Origin of the sequence: Raoultibacter massiliensis (genome assembly GCF_900199545.1) — a bacterium.
GTDB lineage: Bacteria > Actinomycetota > Coriobacteriia > Coriobacteriales > Eggerthellaceae > Raoultibacter > Raoultibacter massiliensis.
In genome coordinates this window covers 713,289-733,685 of the sequence record NZ_LT962671.1, presented here as the reverse complement: position 1 = coordinate 733,685, position 20,397 = coordinate 713,289, and the positions used below count along the sequence as shown (strand labels likewise).

Here is a 20,397-nt window from a genome sequence, read left to right as displayed (position 1 = left end):
TTCGCACCCCAGCGCTCCGAAGGCTCTCGCCCGCAATGCTCGCACGCTATACGGCCTGTTCGAGCTTCGCCGCGCGATCAGCCGCCTGAAGAGCCGTGATGAGCTCGGCAAGCCCTGCGCCGCCCGCGCCCAGAAGCACGCCGTTGTAGGTGCCGTTGTAGCCGATGCGGTGATCGGTCACGCGGTCCTGCGGCCCGTTGTAGGTGCGGATCTTTTCGGAGCGGTCCCCCGTGCCGATCTGGCTGCGGCGCTCGGCTCCTTCGGCCGCCTGCTGTTCGGCGAGCATTTTCTCGTACAGGCGTGCGCGCAGAACGCTCATGGCGGCTATCTTGTTTTGCAGCTGGCTTTTCTGATCCTGAGACTGCACCACGAGTCCCGAGGGAATGTGCGTGATGCGCACGGCCGAATCGGTGGTGTTGACGCATTGGCCGCCCGGGCCGCCCGCACGGTACACGTCGATGCGCAGATCGTTTTGGTTGATGTCCACTTCGACCTCGTCGGCTTCGGGAAGCACGGCCACGGTAGCCGTGGAAGTATGAATGCGTCCCTGGCTTTCGGTCTTGGGAACGCGCTGCACGCGGTGCACGCCGCTCTCGAACTTCATGACCGAATACACTTTATCGCCCTTCACCTTGAACTGGATCTCCTTGTAGCCGCCGGCCTCCGAAGCCGATATGTCGAGCGTCTCGGTCTTCCATCCCTGCTCGCCTGCGAACCGCTCGTACATCTTGTAGAGGTCCCCTGCGAAGATCGCCGCCTCGTCGCCACCCGCTCCAGCGCGAATCTCGACGATGATGTCCTTGTCGTCGGCCGGATCGGCGGGAATGAGCATGAACTTGATATCCTCTTCGAGCTGCGGAAGCCTCGCCTCGATGCCAGCGATCTCCTCCTGCGCGAATTCCTTCATATCGGGATCGGAGAGCATGTCCTTCGCTGCCGCCAGATCTTCGCTCGCCTGCACGAATTCGCGGGCCTTCGCGGCAAGTGGCCCCTGGTTCGAAAATTCCTTCGCAAGGCGGTTGTATTCCTTTTGATCGGCGAGCACGGCAGGATCGCCGAGCCTTGTCTGCAGGTCTTCGTATGCCTCGATTATCTTTTCAAGCTTTTCTATCATCGGTATTCCTCTTTGGGTTCGCGCACGGTCTCTCGACGCGGGTTTTCAGAACCCGCACACACGGAAATCCCGGCTTGCCGAGCTTAAATCGCAACTGAATATGGTATCACGAAGCCAGGTATTCCGCAGCACCCTCCGCAGTATTCGCACCATCGGAAACCGCCGTAGTCACCTGCCTGAGCGCTTTCGTGCGCACATCGCCCGCCGCGAACACGCCATCGACGGAGGTATGCCCCGACTCGTCGGCAACGATGTATCCCCCGTCAAGCGCAAGCGCACCGCCCAAGAACTCCGTGTTGGGCTCGGTGCCGACGGCCACGAACAGTCCCGAGCAGTTGATTTCTTCGACCTCGCCCGTATCGTAGTGCTCTACAAGCACGCCGCCGAGCATGCCGTCTTTGGCCAGAAGCTCTTTGACGCCCGAATTCCAAACGAATTCGACCGCATCGATCTCCTCGAGCATTTTGTGGTAGATCGCCGTCGCGCGTAGCGTATCGCGACGGTGAACGAGATACACTTTTCGCGCGATGCGGGCCATATAGATAGCATCGGCCACTGCGGTGTTTCCCCCGCCCACGATGACCACATCGCGATCCTTGAAGAAATTGCCATCGCACGTAGCGCAGTACGAGATGCCGCGGCCTTGAAGCTCTTCCTCAAGATCGAGCCCGAGCTTTCGCGGCTTCGCGCCCGTCGCCACGATGACGCTTTTCGCCCGATAGGTACCGAACCCCGTGTTCAAAACCTTGGGAGACGCTTCGAAATCAACCGAGAGAACTTCCTCACCGATGTTCTGCGCGCCGAACCGATCGGCCTGCTGCTTCATGGAGAAGGCCAAATCGAAGCCGTTGATGCCGTCGGGGAAACCGGGGTAGTTTTCGATATGCTCGGTCTGGCCGAGCTGTCCGCCCGGCGTGATGCGCTCGAAAACGGCAACGTCGAGTCCGGCCCGCGCGGCGTACAGAGCCGCCGTCATCCCTGCAGGACCCGATCCGATTACCGCAACGTCGAACACCTTATCCTGAGCTTCCGTTTCCATATCAGATACGCTCCTTTGCAGACTATCCTGTGCACGCTGTTGGTTCGTGTATACCTTACCCTGTTTCGGTGGGGTTTGCCAACCTGCGACCTCAACGAACGAGTAACGGTTCAGGCGAATGGATGCACGGCCCGCAACGCAAAGGTAACGGTTCTCGCCACGAGACCCGAAGACGGTTTAGATAGAATCATGAAACCGCGAAAAGGAGTTCACATGGTGTTCGAACGAGCAACCGACAAAGCCAACGAGGCCGATCCGCCAGCCGACCGTCATATGCTGTTCTTGGCAGGAGGCTGCTTCTGGGGCCTCGAAGCGTACCTCAAGCGTCTGCCCGGAGTCATCGAAACCCAAGTCGGTTACGCCAACGGATCGACGGAGTATCCATCGTATCGCGACGTATGCCAATACAACACGGGTCATGCGGAAGCGGTCGCCGTGGCCTATGATCGGACGATCCTGCCAACGGCAACCTTGCTCGAGGCGTTTTTCGAGGCCATCGATCCCACAACCGTCGATCGGCAGGGCAACGATACGGGCACCCAGTACCGCTCGGGCATCTACTACTCAGACATGGGCGACGTCGGCATCATCGAAAACGCCATGCGCGAATTGCAGGAACGCTACGACAAGCCGATAGCCGTCGAGGTCGAGCCGATCGACGGTTTCTACCCCGCAGAAGAATACCATCAGGATTACCTCGAAAAGAATCCCGGCGGCTATTGCCACATCAACGTGCGGGCAGCCGACGAGTTCGCCAAACGCAAGGGACTCGGCAGCAGCATCGCGCTACCCCCGGATTTCTACCTCGAAGCATTCGGGGACGATGCCGATCCCGCCGATTCCGCTCAGATACCCGATCCCGACGAGGGCGATGCGAACGCCGACGGCCGCATCGATGCCTCCGCCTACCCCAAGCCCGACGACGCCGAGCTGCGTCGCACGCTCACGCCGCTCGCATACCGCATCACGCAGGAAAGCGAGACGGAGCGCCCCTTTACCGGGGAATACGCCCACCTGTTCGATAAGGGCATCTACGTCGACATCACCACAGGAGAGCCGTTGTTCTCCTCGATCGACAAGTTCGAATCGGGTTGCGGATGGCCGAGCTTCACGCACCCTATCGCAAAAGAGGTGCTCACCGAGCATATGGATACGAGCTTCAACACGCTGCGAACCGAAATTCGCAGCCGTGCGGGCGACGCCCACCTCGGTCACGTGTTTCCCGACGGCCCCGCAGAAGCGGGCGGGCTTCGCTACTGCATCAACAGCGCCGCACTGCGCTTCGTTCCCTACGAAAAACTTGAAGAGCAAGGCTACGGCTACCTCGCATCCGTCTTCGACGATTTCGAAGCCGAAGAGCGCAAACCCGCAAGCAAAAGCGCTTAGCCTCCTGGTGCAACTTAGCTTCTCGGCACAAAAAAGGCCGGCGCACGATGCGCCGGCCTTCGCGTTGCAGGAATACCCGTTTACAATTAATCGAACATCGCCATGATCTGCGCCTTGGGCTGAGCCCCGACCGTCTGCTTCTTGATCTGGCCGCCCTCGAACAAAATCAACGTGGGAACGCTCATAACGCCGTAGCGGGAAGCGATCTCGGGGCTCTGATCGATGTCGAGCTTGTACACCTTGGCTTTGCCCTCCATCTCCTCGGCGACTTCTTGAAGCGTCGGAGCGAGCATTCTGCACGGACCGCACCACGTTGCGAAGAAGTCAACCAAAACCGGCTGCTTCTCGTCGAGCACCTTGCTCTGGAACTCAGCCGAACTAATTACCTCGCTCATGACAACCTCCTAGAAAACTGCGCGGGTCTTTCGTTCCCGCCCGCATGCTAACCTGCATGCTCATCTTGTAATGAAACCATTGTAACCGTTCGCAATCCCTCGAGGCACTAGTGTTGCCATTTAGGAAACAAATCGACGTTTTTCCGACGAACGGTAAGAAGCGGTATACTATCGATCTGACAGAAGGGAACCACAGCATGCAAGAAACATCCAAGCCCACACCTGAGCAGCGAGTCCATGAGTCCGGTCTTCACGAACCGTCCTACATCGGTTGCGAGGCATCGCCGGTCAACCTCGTTTTGGAGGGCGGCGCGATGCGCGGCCAGTTCACCGCAGGCGTGCTCGACTTTTTCATGGATCAGCGATTCTGGGCGCACCACGTGATCGGCACATCGGCCGGCGCGCTCAACGGCTACAACTACGTTGCCGGCGAAGACGGGCGAACCTGCTACCTCAACACCAAATACTGCAACGACTGGCGCTACCTTTCCATGAAGAGCTTCGTGCGCACGGGAAACGCCTTCGGGGTCGAATTCACGTTCGATACGATCCCCAACGAACTCGAGCCGTTCAACTACGATGCCTTCAAAAACTCGCCCATGATGCTTACCACCGTTGCAAGCAACCTCGAAACGGGCGAGGCCGACTATCATACGTTCACTGATCCGAGAGCCGATATTCCCTATCTTATCGCATCGTCGGCCATGCCGCTCGTCAGCAAGATCGTCGAGCACGATGGCAAGAAGCTGCTCGACGGCGGCCCTTGCGACAGCGTGCCCATCCTCTACTCCCTGCTTACCGGAACGAAAAAGCACATCGTCGTGCTCACACAGCACGAAGGATACACGAAAGAACCCAACAAGCTGCAGGCGCTCGCCGCCCGACAGTACAGCGAGTACCCCCACTTCGTCGATCGCATGCGTTTCCGCCATTTCGAATACAACCGCCTTTACCGCGCTCTTTCGAGAATGCACGATGAAGGCAGCGTATTCCTCATCCGGCCACCCGAGCCCGTGACGATCGGCAGCATGGAGAAGGATCCCGATAAGCTGTTTGCGCTCTACGAACAGGGATACGAAACCGCAGCTCGCGCATGGCCCGCGCTCAGGGCCTATCTGGGCGACGATCTGAGATAGGATCCCCTTCGTCAAGACCGCCAGAGACCGTCACGTCGCCGGATAAAGACCCGTCATCCGCCGATGCGCCGCCAGCGGCGTTCGCCTGCTTTGCAGACTCGGCATCCTCTTCCTTGAACTGCGCGACGAAGCCGGCAGAGAAAATGCCCGCGGGAATGGCGACAACCGCGATGGAGAGCACCATCGTGCAGAAACCGATGAACCGGCCGAGAGCCGTGACCGGCACCAGATCGCCGTAGCCGGTGGAGGTGATGGTGGTCATAGCCCAGTACATCCCCGTGAAAACGCTGTCGAACTTCTCGGGTTGAACGGGGTTTTCAACCTGGAACATGAGGACGCTCGCCGTCACGGTCAACAACGCGAGAACCATAAAGGCCGCTACGATTTCGTGGCGGCGCTTGGCGAGCACGCGGCCGATCGAACGAACGCCCTTCATGTAACGCGAGATCTTGATCAACCGCACAAGGCGGATGACGCGTATCCCCGAAAACATCTGCGCCGTCATCGGCACGAACCACGCGATCATGCCGGGGAGAAACGCCAGCAGATCGATTATGCCCATGACAGACGTCGCGTAGCGTACCCGGGCGCGAGAGGCGGAGAGAGCGGGGTGCGCCAGGTCGGAAACCCAGAGCCTCACCGCGTATTCGATACCGAAGCACGCCGTCGACACGACGCCGAAAACCCAGAACGCAGAATAGACCCACGCGGGGAAGCCAGCCTGGGCCTCGGCGAAAACCAAAACCGCATTGGCTATGATAAGCGCGAAGACGAACGCTCCGAAAATACGGGCAAGCAGGCCGCCGTGCAGCGGATCGTTCACTGCAAAATAGGCGCGCCGCTTCAAGGCTGAAGCCCGCGACACCCTATCCTCTGCCTTTCTCGGCTTTCCCATCGGTCAATCCTTCCGGTTCTTGCCATCTCGCTGCTATGGATTTTCGAACCCCCTGTCGAACGCGTCGGCAAAGGCCGTCCGATCATCGTCCGTACAGTATATGGCATCGCCCGCAATGACGGTCACGCCGCTGCTGGAAAAGCCAGGGGCGAACCGCACGGATCCGATACGCTCGCCGCGCGTATCGCGCAAGCCATGCCGAGGACGATCGTGCCGCATATGCGCTTTATCCGCACCGTGCGCGCCTTTCCGAACGGGAGGCGGCGATGATCCTACTTCGCCGCGAGAGTAACGGCCGTTCCCGAAGCGGTTACCATAAGCATGTTTCCCTGACCGAGCACTTCGTAATCGATATCGACGCCAATGACCGCATGGGCGCCCATGCCCTGCGCGCGCTGCTCGAGTTCCTGGAGAGCCTCGGTGCGCGCCTGCATGAGCTCCTCTTCGTAACCCGAACTGCGACCGCCCACGATGTTGCGTATGCCCGCGCCGAAATCGCGGAGGAAGTTGATGCCGGTGATTACCTCGCCGAAAACGATGCCGTAGTAGCCGATAACCGCATAGCCTTCTACTTCGGGCGTGGTGGTGATTATCATGTTGCGTCCTTTCCCGTGTCGTCAACCCTATATGCTACCGCTTGAACGCAAGGTTTCCATCGACATCAGCCGTCTGCATCCAAGCGATACAAGTATCGGGACCGCGCGGCATGACCGCGGCTATCTATGGATGCTTCGGTTCCGCTTCACAGATGCGCGAGTCATCTGGAAGATCGCGGGAAAGGGCGCTCGGGGGTGTATAATTTCCCGAAGTTTACCGAGATGCCGTCTTCATCAGAAAGGCCCCGCTTCATGCCCGTCGATCTCATATCGCTCGCCTTCATCGCGCTCGTTGCGGCCCTCTCCCCCATGATCGCCCAGTTGATACCTGGAAAACCTATACCCGAAGTCGTCTTCCTTTTGGTTGCAGGCGCCCTGATGGGTCCCTACATGGCTGGCCTCATCGATATGACCGACTCGGTCGAGCTGCTCTCCGATCTCGGACTCGCCTTCCTGTTCCTGCTTGCCGGATACGAGATCAACCCCAAGCATCTGACGGGTTCGCAGGGCAAACGGGGGCTCGCCACCTGGATCGTCACGCTCTGCCTGGGCTTTCTCGCCGTAAGGCTCACACCCTACTTTTCAGTCAGCCACGTCGACGGCATTGCGGTCGCCATAGCCCTCACCACCACTGCGCTCGGCACGCTGCTTCCCATACTCAAGGAGCGCAACCTCATGGATACCCGCGTAGGCGAATCGATCCTTGCCTACGGCACCTACGGCGAACTCGGACCCGTCATCGCCATGGCGCTTCTGCTCTCGTCGCGAGCCGAATGGCTCACAGTGCTCATCCTCGTCGTCTTCGTCGGCATCGCCGTACTTGCGGCCTCCTTCTCCGCCAAAGCAAAGAAGGCCGGCGGCGCCGTGTTCAAATTCCTCACGGCAAACGCCAACACGACGGCGCAAACCGCCATGCGCGTCACCGTGCTTTTGCTCGTGGCGCTCGTGGCGCTTTCCGCGATCTTCGATCTCGACATCGTGCTCGGCGCATTCGCAGCCGGCTTCGTTTTGCGCTACGTGATTCCCGAGGGCAACCACGATCTTGAAATGAAACTCGACGGCATCGCCTACGGTTTCCTGATTCCCATCTTCTTCATCGCCTCGGGTGCGAAGATCAACCTCGCAGCCGTATTCACGCAGCCGGCGCTCCTCGTCGGCTTTATCCTCATGCTGCTGCTCATCCGCGCCGTGCCCATATTCATCGCGCTCTCGACCGGCAAGGACACCCGCGACATGTCGCCTAACAGCCGCCTGACCGTGGCCTTGTACTGCACCACCGCGCTTCCCATCATCGTCGCGGTAACAAGCGTCGCCGTCAAGGTGGGAGCCATGCCGCAAGACACCGCTTCGGTGCTCGTATCGGCTGGAGCCATCACCGTGTTCCTCATGCCGTTCTTGGCTTCGATCACCTACCGTGTCGTCGATGCGCAGCCCATCGTGGCAGTAAAAGAAATCAGCAGGAACCCGCGCGAGATCGGCAGTATCCTGCGCGACCACCTTGCGCTTGAGCGGATGCTGGCTAAACAGGACGCCGCCATGCGCGCCGCATCGTTCGGCCGCGCTCGAGCTGCCGATTTCATCACGCACCATACAGGACGCGGACCCATGGAGTCATGGATACCCAACGGCCATATCGACCGCGCCAATGCACTCATCCAGGGGACGGAGCTCGATGCCGCCCTCTGGGAAGAGATAAAGAACCAGGGCGATGCCGAATGGGCAGCTGCGAAGCACAACGGGGACAAGGCGTGGGAGCACCTCAAAACCGAGGGCGACCTGCGCTGGTCGGCCGTCAAAAAGGTCGGCGACCAAACCGTCGAAGCGCAGCAGAGCGGCAATTGGCAGGATAAGGCCGCCGCACTGCAAAGCCGCACGGCGCTGCGCAACGCAGCCGAGGAGAAGCGAGACGAGCTTGCCCGCAAGGCGTCCGCCTCCCGCGCAGCGCACGCCGACCGCGTGGCAATGCTCTTCGCTGCCGAGCAGGCTCGGCGTCTCGCCGAATTCGAAAAGCTCAACGACGACAAGCGCGCCGAGCTCGAATCGGAGCGCACGGCGCGCAAATCGGACCGCCGCACAACACGCGAAGCGCGCCGTGCGCTCCGCAAGGAGGAAGGGCGGCGCTTCGGCCGCGGCTACGGCTCCTGGGGAGCGGGCGATGAAGGAGATCCTGACTGCAAAGAGACCAAGGACGGCACGGAGCATTCGGACAAGGATGCATCGGACGAAGCGTAGGCGAAGCGCGCCGCTCCCTCGGCAGCTTCGAAAACCTTTTCGCTCAGGCCCTCTTTGCGGTTGACCCCCATCTTGCGATAGATATGGCGCACATGGGTCTTGACCGTGTTGTCCGAGATGAACAGCTCGCCCGCTATTGCAGCGAAGCTCTTTCCTCCCCCGAGAAGCGGCAGCAGGATCTCTTCCTCCCGCCGCGTCAATTCGTATTCGCGCGCGGCAAGCGCGCACACCATCGCGTGATCGATCGTCACTGCCCCAAACGTTGCGCGGTCATCCCGAACGCGACCATCCGTCTCCTGAGCGCCCCCGCCAACCCCCCTCGCTTCCCGTGAGCCCTCGGTCTGATCAGGCGGTGGCACTTTACGATGCATCTGCAGGTACGCCACCGCTGCAAGCACGTCTTTACTCTCCCAATACCGGGGAAGAGCCACCGACAGAAACAAAGCCGCCGTCAAAATCGCCGCAATCACTGCAGCGTTGACAAGGCCCGCACCGCCGAACGCATCCGATGCGATCCGATCGAACAGCGCCGCCAAAACCAGCGAAACCGCCCAGAGAGCCGCCATCCGGAAACGGGTGCGCGAAGGGCGCTTCGAGAAAAAAGCAAACGACGCGGCAAGGCAGAATCCCGCGAACAGGCCTGCCAGGCACAAAACGGATATCGCCGCCGCGCCGTCGAACATCGCTCTTCGCTCCTTTGCTCTTGAACCCCGCCTTTGCAGCCCAAAACGCGGGGCGTCAGGACATCCATCGTCTTCGATGCAAACCAGCGTAGCAAATCACGGAGCCGCAATACCTGAGAATCGGGGTGATATAAATCATCATTGCCGTTTTTCCGCCGCACATGCTAGGGTTTAGCCAACGAAACCGCACCGAGGATGTGAGACGATGGAAAAAACCGCTCGAACGAAACGCATTGCTGCGGGCATCTGCTGCTTGCTTGCAGGAGCGCTCGTCGCAGGCTGGGCGATCGGAAAATACCTCCCCGCAGCACCGCGCGAAGCTTCACCCGAGCGCTCGGAAACATCATGGGAGTTCATCTCGTACAGCACTGTAGAGGCGGAAAACGTCGTCGATGTGCCTCTCGGCGCGCCGTGCCTGCTCGAAAATCTCTTGCAGGGAGAAAAGCACTTCACGGACTTCGGGGAACTCGATGAAGGCGAGCGGGCGCTTGCACGCCACAAGGCCAAACAACCCGACTGGTCCTACGAGTGTTCCGCCCTCTCCATGAAAGTCGGATCCGCAAAAGCCGTAAGCCTCCAGGCCTTCTCGGAATGGTATCCGCACTATGCCGAGGTCTACTCAGGTTTCGTGAAGGCAGCGGACGGCGTCGTCATCCTCGTCGATATAACCCTCGCCAACAAGGCCGACGCGGATACCCGCATGCCCTCGTTTTCCCTCTGGACCGAAGGGATAGACGGATCGAGCGTCGACGTTATCGGAAGCGGGTGGCAGGTCGGCCGAGGCATCCTAGCTGAGCTGTACGGCGAACCCCGAGAAGGAAACTTCAAATCCTATCAGCTTAAGGACCGCTGGAACATGCTTGCACCCGGCGAGGAAAAGTCCTGCACGATCCCCTTCGTCGTTTCCAGAGGCGCCCTCGGCACAACCGATCAAGCCCCGGCCTACGACCTTTCGCAGTTCTGCATCGCCACATGGGATTGCGAATCGGCAACAGCTTATCGCTTCTGGCTTGGGTAGCGCGGCTGCGCCGCAGGTACCCCCCCGCGCATCGCAACCGCCGAGGTGCCGACACCTCCGCTGGTTAGCACGTCCGGTGGCCGGCGATGCCGCCGATAGCCTGCGCATGCCGCCGATAGCCGACGATGACCCTGGTGGCTGGCGCGCGTCACCAGGGGCCGGCGGACGTCGCCGGTGGCCGGCGCACGTCGACAATAGCCGGCGTTGTCGCCCCGAAAGCCCCGAAATGCATGTTTTTTGCCAGATTCATACAACCGAACGCACCACAGAAAGCCCGACGGCCCCTCAAGATGTCACCAAATACACTGCCGCCCTCATCGCCCCAGATCAAAAGGCTGCTTAACCCGCTTCTGGGCGACACGGCTCGTCAGCAACCGCATGGGACATGCGCGACTTGTATGAATCTGGCAAAAAACGTGCAGAAGAGGCGCTTCAGCATTCCCCCGAGGGGTCGCAGGCGCAAAGCGACGCCGAACGCAGCGAAAAGCCCCGGGCGCCCGAACGTCTCGGACCACCCAGGGCTTTCGCACCCAGCGCTTACCTTCGGCAAGAAGAAATCTACAGCGCCGCCTCCGCAATGATGTCGACGAGCTTCTGGACGCTCCACGAACCCAAATCACCTTCATGGCGCTCGCGAACGCTCACCGTGCCGTTCTCGACTTCCTTATCGCCAAGCACGACCATGTAAGGGATCTTCTGACTCTGGGCCTTGGCTATCTTCACGCGCATCGGCTCGTTCTGATCGTATACCTCCACACGGCCGCCGGCCGCCTTGAGCTTCTCAACAAGATCGGCCGCCGCATCTTTGTGGCGGTCGGCGATGGGGAGCACCGCAACCTGCACAGGCGCAAGCCACAACGGAAGCGAGCCCGCATAGTGCTCGATAAGGATGCCGAGGAACCGCTCGATCGAACCGAAGATGGCGCGATGGAGCATCCAAGGGCGCTCTTCGGTGTTATCTTCGGTGCGATAGGTAAGCTCGAAGCGCTCGGGGAAGTTGAAATCGACCTGCACGGTCGAGCACTGCCACGTGCGTCCGATGGCATCCTTTACCTTGATATCGATCTTCGGACCGTAAAACGCACCGTCGCCCTCGTTGATCTCGTATTCGAGGCCATGGCGCGCACATGCCTCCTTGAGCGAGTTCGTCGCATGCTCCCACATATCATCGGTTCCGATGCTCTTTTCGGGACGCGTGGAAATCTCGGCGGTGTACTCGAATCCGAACGTCGTCATGATGTGATCCACCAGATCAAGGATGGCAACCACCTCGTCGACAACCTGATCCTTCGTGCAGAACACATGCGCATCGTCCTGCGTGAAGCCGCGGGCGCGCAGAAGGCCGTGCACAACACCGCTCATCTCGTGGCGGTACACCGTGCCGAACTCGAAATAACGAAGCGGCAGATCGCGATACGAATGCAGGTCGGCCTTGTACAGCATGACATGGCCAGGGCAGTTCATGGGCTTCACGCCGTACTCGCTCATGCGCGGACTCTCTTCGTCGCCTTCGTTGATCTCGAAGAAGTACATGTTCTCGTGGTAGAAGTCATAGTGACCCGACATCTTCCACACGTCGGCATTGTAGATGTGCGGCGTGATGACCTCTTCGTAGCCGCGTTCGTACAGATCGCGGCGCAGCCATTCCTGCATCGTGCGGATGATGCGCGCGCCCTTGGGCAGATACAACGGCAGTCCGACGCCTGCAAGCGGATCCATGGTGTAGATGCCAAGCTCGCGCCCGAGTTTGCGATGGTCGCGCTTTTCGGCTTCCTCGAGGTTCGAAAGGTGCGTTTCGAGATCTTTTTTCGAGAAGAACGCCGTTCCGTACACGCGCTGCAGCATCTCGCGTTCGGAATCGCCGCGCCAATAAGCCCCTGCAAGCTTCGTGAGCTTGAACGCAGGGATCTTCGAGGTGTCGGGCAGATGCGGCCCACGGCACAGATCGGTGAACTTGCCGATCGAATAGGTTGTGATCGTCTCGCCTTCGGGAAGCTCGGCGATCAGCTCGAGCTTGAACGGCTGGTCGGAGAAGATGTCCTCGGCTTCGGCTCGCGTCACCACGCGGCGCTCGAAGGGTTCGGCCGCCGCGACGATCTCGGCCATGCGGGCCTCGATCTTCTCAAGATCGTCGGGACCAAGGCTCTTCTCCATCTTGATATCGTAGTAGAAACCGCCCTCGATCGCAGGCCCCACGCCGAACTTGACATCGCCGTACAGATCGACAAGCGCGGCAGCCATGACATGCGCCGTCGAATGCCTGAGGATGTCGATGGCTTCAGGGGTCTTGCTGGTGACGATGGCCACCTGCTCTCCCCCGTGGACCTCGCAACCCAGATCGACGGCAACCCCATCGACGATGCCGGCCAGAGCCGCTTTCGCAAGGCCCGCTCCAATCGACGCCGCCACATCGGCGACCGTCGCCCCGCTCTCGAGTTCCTTCGCTGAACCGTCGGGCAAAATGATTTCCATATCCAATCCTTTCTCTGTGCCGGGTGCGCACAAAGCACCTGCACGATCGTTTTCGAGCCTTTGCAAGGCCCTATGAACAACGAAGCCGCCAATGAGGGCGGCTTCGCGTTGCATACAGTTTCGGTTACTGTGCGCTGAGCTCGTCGGCTGAGCGCGAACGTGAGCGAGCCGGCCTCGCTTGCTGGGGAGCCGCGTTATGCGGCGTGGTAGTTGTCGCGCCCGAACGAGGACGCATGGCTCCGCGGCGCGGCGCTCCCCCCGCCACCGGGGTGGCGCAGTACGGACAGACCGTCCATGACGGATCAAGCGCATGGTTGCAGGTCATGCAGAGGTTCTTGAGCCTCTGGTGACAATTCGGGCACAGGACGAAATCGGCCTCGACGGGATACCCGCAGTTAGCGCATTCGCCGTACTTCATGAGCTCGCGCTGTTTCAGCGCAATCTCGAGCTCCTGTTCGTCGCGATCGATCTGGAGCAGCGGCGGGCGCAAGAGGCAGTATGCGATAACGCCGACCAACGGCACGAGGGCGACGATCGCCCAGATATACCAGAAGGAGCCGCGCAGGTAAGCGTCGCGCACCACCCAAACGATGGACAGCACGTACAGCACAACCAGCAGCACGACGACGATCGTGAAAGCCGATTGCAGCTCAGGTGTCCACAGCTGGGACAACAGTTCGTTCATGGTAACCTCGTTTTCTAGGTCAGTACGTACGATATGACGTCGTATGAAAACGTTCGCATCGACGCTGGGCGCCGACACAATGCCCTATTGTAACAAAGAACATACCTGAGCAAAGCAGATACCCCCAATTTCCTCGGAAAATAGAAACAGGCACCGTCCCTGCACGCAGAAAAGAAAGGCGGCTGCCCGTTTCCGATGCAGCCGCCTCGTTGAACCCGCTCATCCCCGCCCGGCTCAAACGCCCAGAATGGGCTCTACCCTATTTCGGCGAGCTGCCCGTCGATGCGAGCGAGCATGTCGGTCAGCTCGGCGCACTTCGCACGATCCTTCTCGATGATCTCGGGGGCCGCCTTGGCGAGGAACCCGGGGTTCGAGAGCTTCTTCTCGAGCTTGGCCGCATCGCCTGAAAGCTTCGCCCGCTCCTTCTCAAGGCGCGCCCTCTCCGCAGCGAAATCGACGAGACCCGAAAGCACGATGTAGACCTCGAGGCCCGCGGCAAGCGCGATGCTCGACTCGGCTGGCTTTTCCGCATCCGATGCGATCGTAAGCCCGGAGAGGTTCGCCATGTCGATGACCAGCTGGCGCTGGGCTTCGAGCAGATCGACATCGTGGGCATCGGCTTTGATGACGACGCTGAGCTCCGTTTTCGGAGAGATGCCGTAGCGCGAGCGCGTCGAACGAATGCCCGACACCGCCTCGGTCACCATCGTAATCGCACGCTCAGCATCCGCGTCGACGTAACGGGCAAGCTCGCTGGCTTCCGGCCACGAGGCTATGATCAGGTACGGCGCATCCGCCTTGTCGATAGGCAGATCCTGGTAGATCTCCTCGGTCACGAACGGCATGATGGGATGGAGCAACCGTAGCGCGGTGTCGAGCACGAACACGAGGTTGCGCTGGCAGATCGCACGGTCGGCCGCATCGCCCGCAAGGCGGCTCTTGGAAAATTCAATGTACCAATCGCAGAACTCGTTCCAGAAAAACGCGTACAACTCGCGGGTAATCTCGCCGAACTCGTAGCGCTCGAACATCCCGTCGATACGGGCCACCAGCCCCGCCAGACGTGAGAATATCCACTTGTCGGCAGGCGTCACGGGATCGGGGGCACCCGGCTCGTAGCCGTCGAGGTTCATCATCACAAAGCGCGCCGCATTGCGGATCTTGTTTGCGAAATTGCGGCTGCTTTCGAGCTTCGCTTCGTTGAATTTGAGATCCTGTGCGCCGGTCACCTGCATGAGCAGGCCGAACCGCATGCCATCGGCACCGTAGTCTTCCATGAGCCGCAAAGGATCGACGCCGTTGCCGCGCGATTTGCTCATCGGCTTGCCGTCGGCCGCCATGACGGTCGGATGAATGATCACATCATGGAACGGGATCTCCTTGCAGAAGTATGTCGAAGCCATGACCATGCGCGCCACCCACAGGCCCATGATATCGCGGGCCGTCGAAAGCACTTGCGTGGGATAGGCGAGCTTGATCTCGGGCGCATCCATCCCGGCTTCGGGCCAGCCCATCGTGGCGAAGGGCCACAGCTGCGATGAGAACCACGTGTCGAGCACGTCTTCGTCTTGGCGCACGTGCGCGCCGCACACGGGGCACGCCTCGACGTCCTCGACGCTTGCATCTTCCCAGCCGCATTCGTCGCAGTAGAACATCGGAATGCGATGACCCCACCACAGCTGGCGCGAGATGCACCAGTCTTTGAGGTTTTCCATCCAGCTGAGATAGACCTGCTTCCAACGCTCGGGGTAGAACGTGACCGAACCGTCCTCGACCACGCGGGAGGAAGCGTCCTTGAGGCCGTCGACGGCCACGAACCACTGCTCGGAAAGCCAGGGTTCGAGCTTGGTGTGGCATCGGTAGCACGTCATGACCGAATGGCCGTGCTCTTCCACATGATCGAGAAGCCCCAGCTCCTCGAAACGCGCCACCACGGCCTCGCGGGCCTCGTCGCGTGTCATACCGGAAAACTCGCCGTAGCCTTCAACTACGACGGCATGCTCGTCGAAGATGTTGATGCGTGCAAGCCCGTTGCGCTCGCCCATCGCGTAATCGTTGGGATCGTGCGCAGGCGTCACTTTCACGAATCCGGTGCCGAACTCAGGATCGACATGGAAATCGCTGAAGATGGGGATTTCCCGATCGACGATCGGAAGCTTCACCGTCTTGCCGACGAGCGCCTTCTTCGACGCGTCTTTGGGACTTACCGCCACGCCCGTATCGCCGAGCATGGTTTCAGGGCGCGTGGTCGCCACCACGATATAGTCCATCCCGTCAACCGGTTCGACAAGCGGGTAGCGCAGGTACCACAGGTGGCCGGCTTCGTCCACGTACTCCGCTTCGTCATCGGCGATGGCGGTCGTGCAGTGCGGGCACCAGTTTACGATGCGCTTGCCGCGATAGATCAGATCGTTGTGATACCAATCGACGAACACCTGGCGAACCGCCTTCACGTAAGCCGGCTCGAGGGTGAAATGCTCATCGGAGTAATCGCACGAACAGCCCATGCCCTTGATCTGGTTGACGATGGTGGCGCCGTATTCGCGATACCAGTCGTAACACGCCTCGACGAACGCCTCCCGGCCGATTTCAAGGCGCGAAATGCCCTCGTCGGCGAGCTTCTTATCGACCTTGGTCTGCGTGGCGATGCCCGCATGGTCGGTACCGAGAATCCACCTGGTCCGATATCCCTGCATGCGCGCGCGGCGGATGCAGGTATCCTGGATCGTGTCGTTTAGGGCATGGCCCATGTGGAGCGCACCTGTGATGTTCGGAGGCGGGATGACGATCGTGTAGGTGTCATCGGCATGTTCGCCGAAACCCGGCGTTCTCTTAAAGTACCCCTTCTCCTGCCAAGCCTCGATAAGGGGGCGCTCGTGGGCGGCGAAGTCGTAATCGACTTTCCTCTTCGCCTGCTCGTTGTTCTTCTCTTCGGACATAGCTCCTCGTTCCCTGAATGCAAAAGACGGGCGCAAAGCCTATAGCCGCGCCCGCCCGATTTCCGCTTGTTGAGTTAGGCGCTCTGCTTGGATTTGCGTTTCGATACCTTGACTGCTTCGATTTCGGGCTTGGTATCCCCCGCTATATCGCTCGCACGAACGACGACGCGCGAAGCACCCCCCTGTTCGGGGAGATCGTACATGACATCGAGCAGCACGCGCTCGAGAATGGAGCGAAGGCCGCGGGCACCCGTTCCGTGTTCGACCGCCTCGCGCGCGATGGCGCGCAGAGCGTCGGGCTCGAACGCGAGCTCCGCTTCCTCGAACTCGAACATGCGCGTGTACTGCTTCACCAGCGCGTTCTTTGGCTCGGTGAGGATGCGCACCAGATCGTCTTCAGACAACTCCTGAAGCGACGTTATCACTGGGATGCGGCCCACGAATTCGGGGATCATGCCGTACTTGTTCAGATCCTCGGGCAGCACCTTTGCAAGCAGTTCCGCCTCGGCGAGCTTCTTGGTCTTCGGCGGCTCGGCGTTGAAGCCAAGGCCCGTCTTGCCGACGCGCTGGCCGATGATGTCGGAAAGCCCCACGAACGCACCACCCAATATGAACAGGATGTTCGTGGTATCGATGTGGATGAGCTCCTGCTGGGGATGCTTGCGGCCGCCTTGCGGAGGCACGCTTGCCTCGGTACCCTCGACGATTTTCAAGAGCGCCTGCTGGACGCCTTCGCCCGAAACGTCGCGCGTGATCGAAAGGTTTTCGGCCTTGCGCGCGATCTTGTCGATCTCGTCGATGTAGATAATGCCGATCTCGGCGCGCGATACATCGAAGTCGGCAGCCGTGATGAGCTTCAAAAGGATGTTTTCGACATCTTCTCCCACGTAGCCCGCTTCGGTGAGCGTTGTCGCATCGGCGATGGCGAACGGCACCTGGAGCGTACGTGCAAGCGTTTGAGCCAACAGAGTCTTGCCCGAGCCAGTGGGACCTAAAAGCAGGATGTTGCTCTTGGCTATTTCCACATCGTCGTCATCGAGGTCCTCGTCGAGGCTGATGCGCTTGTAGTGATTGTATACGGCGACGGAAAGCGCGCGCTTGGCCGTTTCCTGGCCCACAACATGCTCGGAAAGCTCTTCGTAGAGCTCGTGGGGGGTGGGAAGATCCGCCAGGATGTCTTCGGGATCGGGCTCGATGGCAACAGGTTCCGCCTCCCCTTGGCGGGCATGGCGGCCCGAGCCGCGGCCGTAAGCGGCCGGAGCCGGGGAATCGTAATCCCCCGGCCCGTTGTTGAGACCCATGTCGCGCATCATGGCGTCGGCGCATACCGAAATGCACTCGTCGCAGATATAGATGCCGCCAGGACCCGATATCATGGCCGAGACCTGGTGCGGCGCCTTGCCGCAGAAAGCGCATGCGATATCGCGGGGATTCTGCTCTCCCCCGAAACCCGCGTCGCGCCCGTCAATTCTGTCGTTTGGCATTACTCTTCGCTTTTCTTGTCGTCACCGACGAACGCCTGGGGCTTCACGATATCGTCGACAAGACCGTAGGCCATGGCCTCTTCGGCGGTCATGTAGTTATCGCGTTCCGTATCGTTTTGGATCGTCTCAAGCGACTGACCCGTATTGTCGGCGAGAATCTTATTCAGGCGCTTGCGGGTCTTCAGCATGAAGTCCGCCACGATGGCGATCTCGGTCTGCTGGCCCTGGGCTCCGCCCGAAGGCTGGTGGATGAGCACCATGGAGTTGGGAAGGCACAATCTCTTGCCCTTCGCGCCCGCAGACAGCAACACGGCTGCCATCGAAGCGCATTCGCCCAGGCAGATGGTCGATACGTCGCACTTGATGAAGTTCATCGTATCGAGAATCGCAAGGCCGGCCGTGACCGATCCTCCGGGCGAATTGATATAGAGGGAGATGTCCTTGTCCGGGTCGGAGTTGGCCAGATGAAGCATCTGGGCGACCACGGAGTTCGCCACATTGTCGTCGATCTGCTCACCGAGGAAGATGATGCGGTCGTTGAGCAGTCGGGAGTAGATGTCGTAGCTGCGCTCCCCACGCGGCGATTGCTCGATAACATAGGGAATGAGCGCTGCTTTGGCGATTTCGTTTTGTGCTGTCATACATGCCTCGTTTCCGACGGGGCGTTCCCGTCTGACTCGTATGCTAATTCCTTGACCAGGTATGCTTTACTCTTTCGCTTCTTCGGCGTCGGCCTTTTTCTCAGCAGCCTTCTTGGCGGGAGCCTTTTTCTTCGCCGGAGCCTTCTTCTCCTCGGCCTCCGCGCCGTCGGCCTCGTCCTTCTTCGCAGCGGCCTTCTTGGCCGACGCTTTCTTGGCAGGCTTCTTCTCGTCCTTCTTTTCGTCCTTTGCGCCGGTCAGTTCGGTGACCTTGGCGGTCTCCATGATCTCGTTGACGGCACGGGTGCGAAGGATGCCCTGGCGCAGCATGTGCATCTGGCCGTTGGCACGCCACTCGGCCTCGAGCGCCTCGGGATCCTCGACGCCGCTCTTGACGAACTCGTCGGACATCTCCTCGTCGGTGACTTCCATCTTCTGATGACGGGCCCACGCGTCAAGGGCGAGATCCTGCTTCGCAATGTCGGAAGACTGCTTCTTCACGTCTTCTTTGAACTGGTCGGCGGTGATACCCTGCTGCATGAGGTACACATCGAAGCTCATGCCCTGCGACTGGAGCTGCTGGAAGAACGACTTGAGAAGATCGGCCTCGTTGGCCTCTACCATCGACTCGGGCACATCGCCTTCAAGGCGCTCGGCGAGCACGTTCAGGCACGCGTTTTCCTTCATACCGGGAAGCACGTCGGCCTTCTGCTTGGCGATCGATTCGGCGATGCGGGCTTTCAGATCCGCCACATCCTCGAAGCCGAGCGTGTCTTTGGCCCACTGGTCGGTCACCTCGGGGAGGATCTTCTTCTTGACGGCAAGCACTTCGATGTCGAAATGGATCTTATCGGTCTTGTCGGCAAGCGACGAAGTCATCATCGAGGAATCTTTGGTGATGTCGATGTCGAAGCTTTTCTTCTGACCTTTCTTCAAGCCGAGGAGTTCCTTATCGAACACCTCGGGGAACAATCCCACGCCAAGGCCGTACAGGCGGGAATCCGTCGTCAGCGTCTCGAGCGTTTCGCCGTCGGCGCCGGTCGCCTCCATCTTGAGGTCGGCGTAACCGCCCTCTTCGATCTTCGCGGACGCGGCGTCATCCTCAAACGAATAGTAGTGCTCGCGCAGCTGATCGATCTGCTCGGCGACCTCGTCGTCAGAAGCGCCTTCGGCGGGAAGCTCGATCTCGACCGGATCGTAGCTCGAAAGCTCGAACTCGGGTTTCACCGAAACAACAGCAGTGAAGGTGAAGGGCTTGCCGGCCTCGACGAGCGAAGAATCGTCCTCGAACTTGGGCTGCGATACGGGATACAGCAAAGCCTCGTCAACGGCAACCGGGTACGTCTCGTTCAAAAGCGCATCGGTGACCGTCGCCGGAACGGCCTCGGCACCGAGAGCGTTGTCGATGACCGGACGCGGAGCCTTGCCGCGACGAAAGCCCGGGAAATTGTACTTGTAAGCGAAATCCTTATAGGTTTTCTTGATTCGATCGTCAACCTCTTTGGCATCGACCGTGACGGTCAGCTTGACCTGGTTGTCCTGCAATGCCTCGACTTTTGTTTCCACGTATGTTTTCCTTCCATCTTCAGTTGCTGCCTTGCGGCATATAACGCGGTTTGCCGCGCTGTGCTCACCCGGCTCTGCGGCCTCGAATCGAGCTCCGCAGCATCCCACGTGAAACGCGG

The 20,397-nt window shown here is 60.1% G+C and carries 16 protein-coding genes; 4 read left to right on the top strand and 12 right to left on the bottom strand.

The window, feature by feature from the left end:
• Positions 1-46: 46 nt before the first annotated feature.
• Positions 47-1,114 (bottom strand): peptide chain release factor 1, encoded by a 1,068-nt coding sequence (gene prfA, locus C1719_RS07285; RefSeq protein WP_102374494.1) that lies wholly within the window; start codon positions 1,112-1,114, stop codon positions 47-49.
• 106 nt (positions 1,115-1,220) lie between these two features.
• Positions 1,221-2,153, bottom strand: coding sequence for a thioredoxin-disulfide reductase (gene trxB, locus C1719_RS07280; RefSeq protein ID WP_102374493.1), 933 nt, complete (start codon positions 2,151-2,153; stop codon positions 1,221-1,223).
• A 213-nt stretch (positions 2,154-2,366) separates the two neighbouring features.
• Here trxB and msrB point away from each other — a divergent pair, with 213 nt between their 5' ends.
• Complete coding sequence (msrB, locus tag C1719_RS16260) at positions 2,367-3,539, top strand: peptide-methionine (R)-S-oxide reductase MsrB (RefSeq protein ID WP_219717838.1); 1,173 nt, start codon at positions 2,367-2,369, stop codon at positions 3,537-3,539.
• A gap of 86 nt (positions 3,540-3,625) precedes the next feature.
• Here msrB and trxA read toward each other — a convergent pair whose 3' ends face one another.
• On the bottom strand, positions 3,626-3,934 hold the full coding sequence (trxA, locus tag C1719_RS07270) for a thioredoxin (RefSeq protein WP_102374492.1): 309 nt from the start codon (positions 3,932-3,934) through the stop codon (positions 3,626-3,628).
• 197 nt (positions 3,935-4,131) lie between these two features.
• Here trxA and C1719_RS07265 point away from each other — a divergent pair, with 197 nt between their 5' ends.
• On the top strand, positions 4,132-5,070 hold the full coding sequence (locus C1719_RS07265; RefSeq protein ID WP_102374491.1) for a patatin-like phospholipase family protein: 939 nt from the start codon (positions 4,132-4,134) through the stop codon (positions 5,068-5,070).
• Here the strand turns inward: C1719_RS07265 and C1719_RS07260 are convergent.
• Both C1719_RS07260 and C1719_RS07250 read right to left on the bottom strand, forming a co-directional pair.
• A complete protein-coding gene (locus tag C1719_RS07260) occupies positions 5,039-5,965 on the bottom strand; it encodes an ion transporter (RefSeq protein WP_102374490.1) in 927 nt (308 codons plus the stop codon). The genes C1719_RS07265 and C1719_RS07260 overlap by 32 nt on opposite strands.
• A gap of 272 nt (positions 5,966-6,237) precedes the next feature.
• A complete protein-coding gene (locus C1719_RS07250; protein ID WP_102374488.1) occupies positions 6,238-6,561 on the bottom strand; it encodes a heavy metal-binding domain-containing protein in 324 nt (107 codons plus the stop codon).
• Between the two features lie 252 nt (positions 6,562-6,813).
• On the opposite strand from C1719_RS07250, the gene C1719_RS07245 reads away from it, so the two are divergent.
• Positions 6,814-8,793, top strand: coding sequence for a cation:proton antiporter (locus C1719_RS07245; RefSeq protein ID WP_102374487.1), 1,980 nt, complete (start codon positions 6,814-6,816; stop codon positions 8,791-8,793).
• Here C1719_RS07245 and C1719_RS07240 read toward each other — a convergent pair.
• Entirely contained in the window at positions 8,694-9,476 is a 783-nt protein-coding gene (locus tag C1719_RS07240; protein WP_102374486.1) for a helix-turn-helix transcriptional regulator, read from the bottom strand. The two genes, C1719_RS07245 and C1719_RS07240, sit on opposite strands and share 100 nt — an antisense overlap.
• Before the next feature lie 205 nt (positions 9,477-9,681).
• Between C1719_RS07240 and C1719_RS07235 the strand changes: the two genes are divergently transcribed.
• Complete coding sequence (locus C1719_RS07235) at positions 9,682-10,494, top strand: hypothetical protein (protein WP_102374485.1); 813 nt, start codon at positions 9,682-9,684, stop codon at positions 10,492-10,494.
• A gap of 558 nt (positions 10,495-11,052) precedes the next feature.
• Here C1719_RS07235 and thrS read toward each other — a convergent pair.
• The 6 genes from thrS to tig form a co-directional block, all read right to left on the bottom strand.
• Positions 11,053-12,966, bottom strand: coding sequence for a threonine--tRNA ligase (gene thrS, locus C1719_RS07230; RefSeq protein WP_102374484.1), 1,914 nt, complete (start codon positions 12,964-12,966; stop codon positions 11,053-11,055).
• Positions 12,967-13,090: 124 nt separating this feature from the next.
• Positions 13,091-13,651 (bottom strand): zinc ribbon domain-containing protein, encoded by a 561-nt coding sequence (locus C1719_RS07225; RefSeq protein ID WP_102374483.1) that lies wholly within the window; start codon positions 13,649-13,651, stop codon positions 13,091-13,093.
• Between the two features lie 254 nt (positions 13,652-13,905).
• Complete coding sequence (locus tag C1719_RS07220; protein ID WP_102374482.1) at positions 13,906-16,590, bottom strand: valine--tRNA ligase; 2,685 nt, start codon at positions 16,588-16,590, stop codon at positions 13,906-13,908.
• Between the two features lie 74 nt (positions 16,591-16,664).
• Positions 16,665-18,074 carry an ATP-dependent Clp protease ATP-binding subunit ClpX gene (gene clpX, locus C1719_RS07215; protein ID WP_102374481.1) on the bottom strand — a complete coding sequence of 470 codons (1,410 nt, stop codon included), beginning with the start codon at positions 18,072-18,074 and terminating at the stop codon, positions 16,665-16,667.
• Positions 18,074-18,715, bottom strand: a complete 642-nt coding sequence (locus C1719_RS07210; protein WP_102374480.1) for an ATP-dependent Clp protease proteolytic subunit — start codon at positions 18,713-18,715, stop codon at positions 18,074-18,076. The genes clpX and C1719_RS07210 overlap by 1 nt, the downstream gene beginning before the upstream one ends.
• A gap of 66 nt (positions 18,716-18,781) precedes the next feature.
• Positions 18,782-20,278: a trigger factor gene (gene tig / locus C1719_RS07205; RefSeq protein WP_180963517.1), complete on the bottom strand. Its 1,497-nt coding sequence runs from the start codon at positions 20,276-20,278 to the stop codon at positions 18,782-18,784.
• Positions 20,279-20,397: the final 119 nt, after the last annotated feature.

Excerpts from the sequence above, each read along its gene's own strand:
- thrS (WP_102374484.1), bottom strand. The coding sequence starts at position 12,966 with ATGGAAATCATTTTGCCCGACGGTTCAGCGAAGGAACTCGAGAGCGGG.
- msrB (WP_219717838.1), top strand. The coding sequence starts at position 2,367 with ATGGTGTTCGAACGAGCAACCGACAAAGCCAACGAGGCCGATCCGCCA.
- C1719_RS07220 (WP_102374482.1), bottom strand. The coding sequence starts at position 16,590 with ATGTCCGAAGAGAAGAACAACGAGCAGGCGAAGAGGAAAGTCGATTAC.
- trxB (WP_102374493.1), bottom strand. The coding sequence starts at position 2,153 with ATGGAAACGGAAGCTCAGGATAAGGTGTTCGACGTTGCGGTAATCGGA.
- C1719_RS07265 (WP_102374491.1), top strand. The coding sequence starts at position 4,132 with ATGCAAGAAACATCCAAGCCCACACCTGAGCAGCGAGTCCATGAGTCC.
- C1719_RS07210 (WP_102374480.1), bottom strand. The coding sequence starts at position 18,715 with ATGACAGCACAAAACGAAATCGCCAAAGCAGCGCTCATTCCCTATGTT.
- trxA (WP_102374492.1), bottom strand. The coding sequence starts at position 3,934 with ATGAGCGAGGTAATTAGTTCGGCTGAGTTCCAGAGCAAGGTGCTCGAC.
- C1719_RS07245 (WP_102374487.1), top strand. The coding sequence starts at position 6,814 with ATGCCCGTCGATCTCATATCGCTCGCCTTCATCGCGCTCGTTGCGGCC.
- C1719_RS07250 (WP_102374488.1), bottom strand. The coding sequence starts at position 6,561 with ATGATAATCACCACCACGCCCGAAGTAGAAGGCTATGCGGTTATCGGC.
- C1719_RS07240 (WP_102374486.1), bottom strand. The coding sequence starts at position 9,476 with ATGTTCGACGGCGCGGCGGCGATATCCGTTTTGTGCCTGGCAGGCCTG.
- clpX (WP_102374481.1), bottom strand. The coding sequence starts at position 18,074 with ATGCCAAACGACAGAATTGACGGGCGCGACGCGGGTTTCGGGGGAGAG.
- C1719_RS07225 (WP_102374483.1), bottom strand. The coding sequence starts at position 13,651 with ATGAACGAACTGTTGTCCCAGCTGTGGACACCTGAGCTGCAATCGGCT.
- C1719_RS07235 (WP_102374485.1), top strand. The coding sequence starts at position 9,682 with ATGGAAAAAACCGCTCGAACGAAACGCATTGCTGCGGGCATCTGCTGC.
- C1719_RS07260 (WP_102374490.1), bottom strand. The coding sequence starts at position 5,965 with ATGGGAAAGCCGAGAAAGGCAGAGGATAGGGTGTCGCGGGCTTCAGCC.
- prfA (WP_102374494.1), bottom strand. The coding sequence starts at position 1,114 with ATGATAGAAAAGCTTGAAAAGATAATCGAGGCATACGAAGACCTGCAG.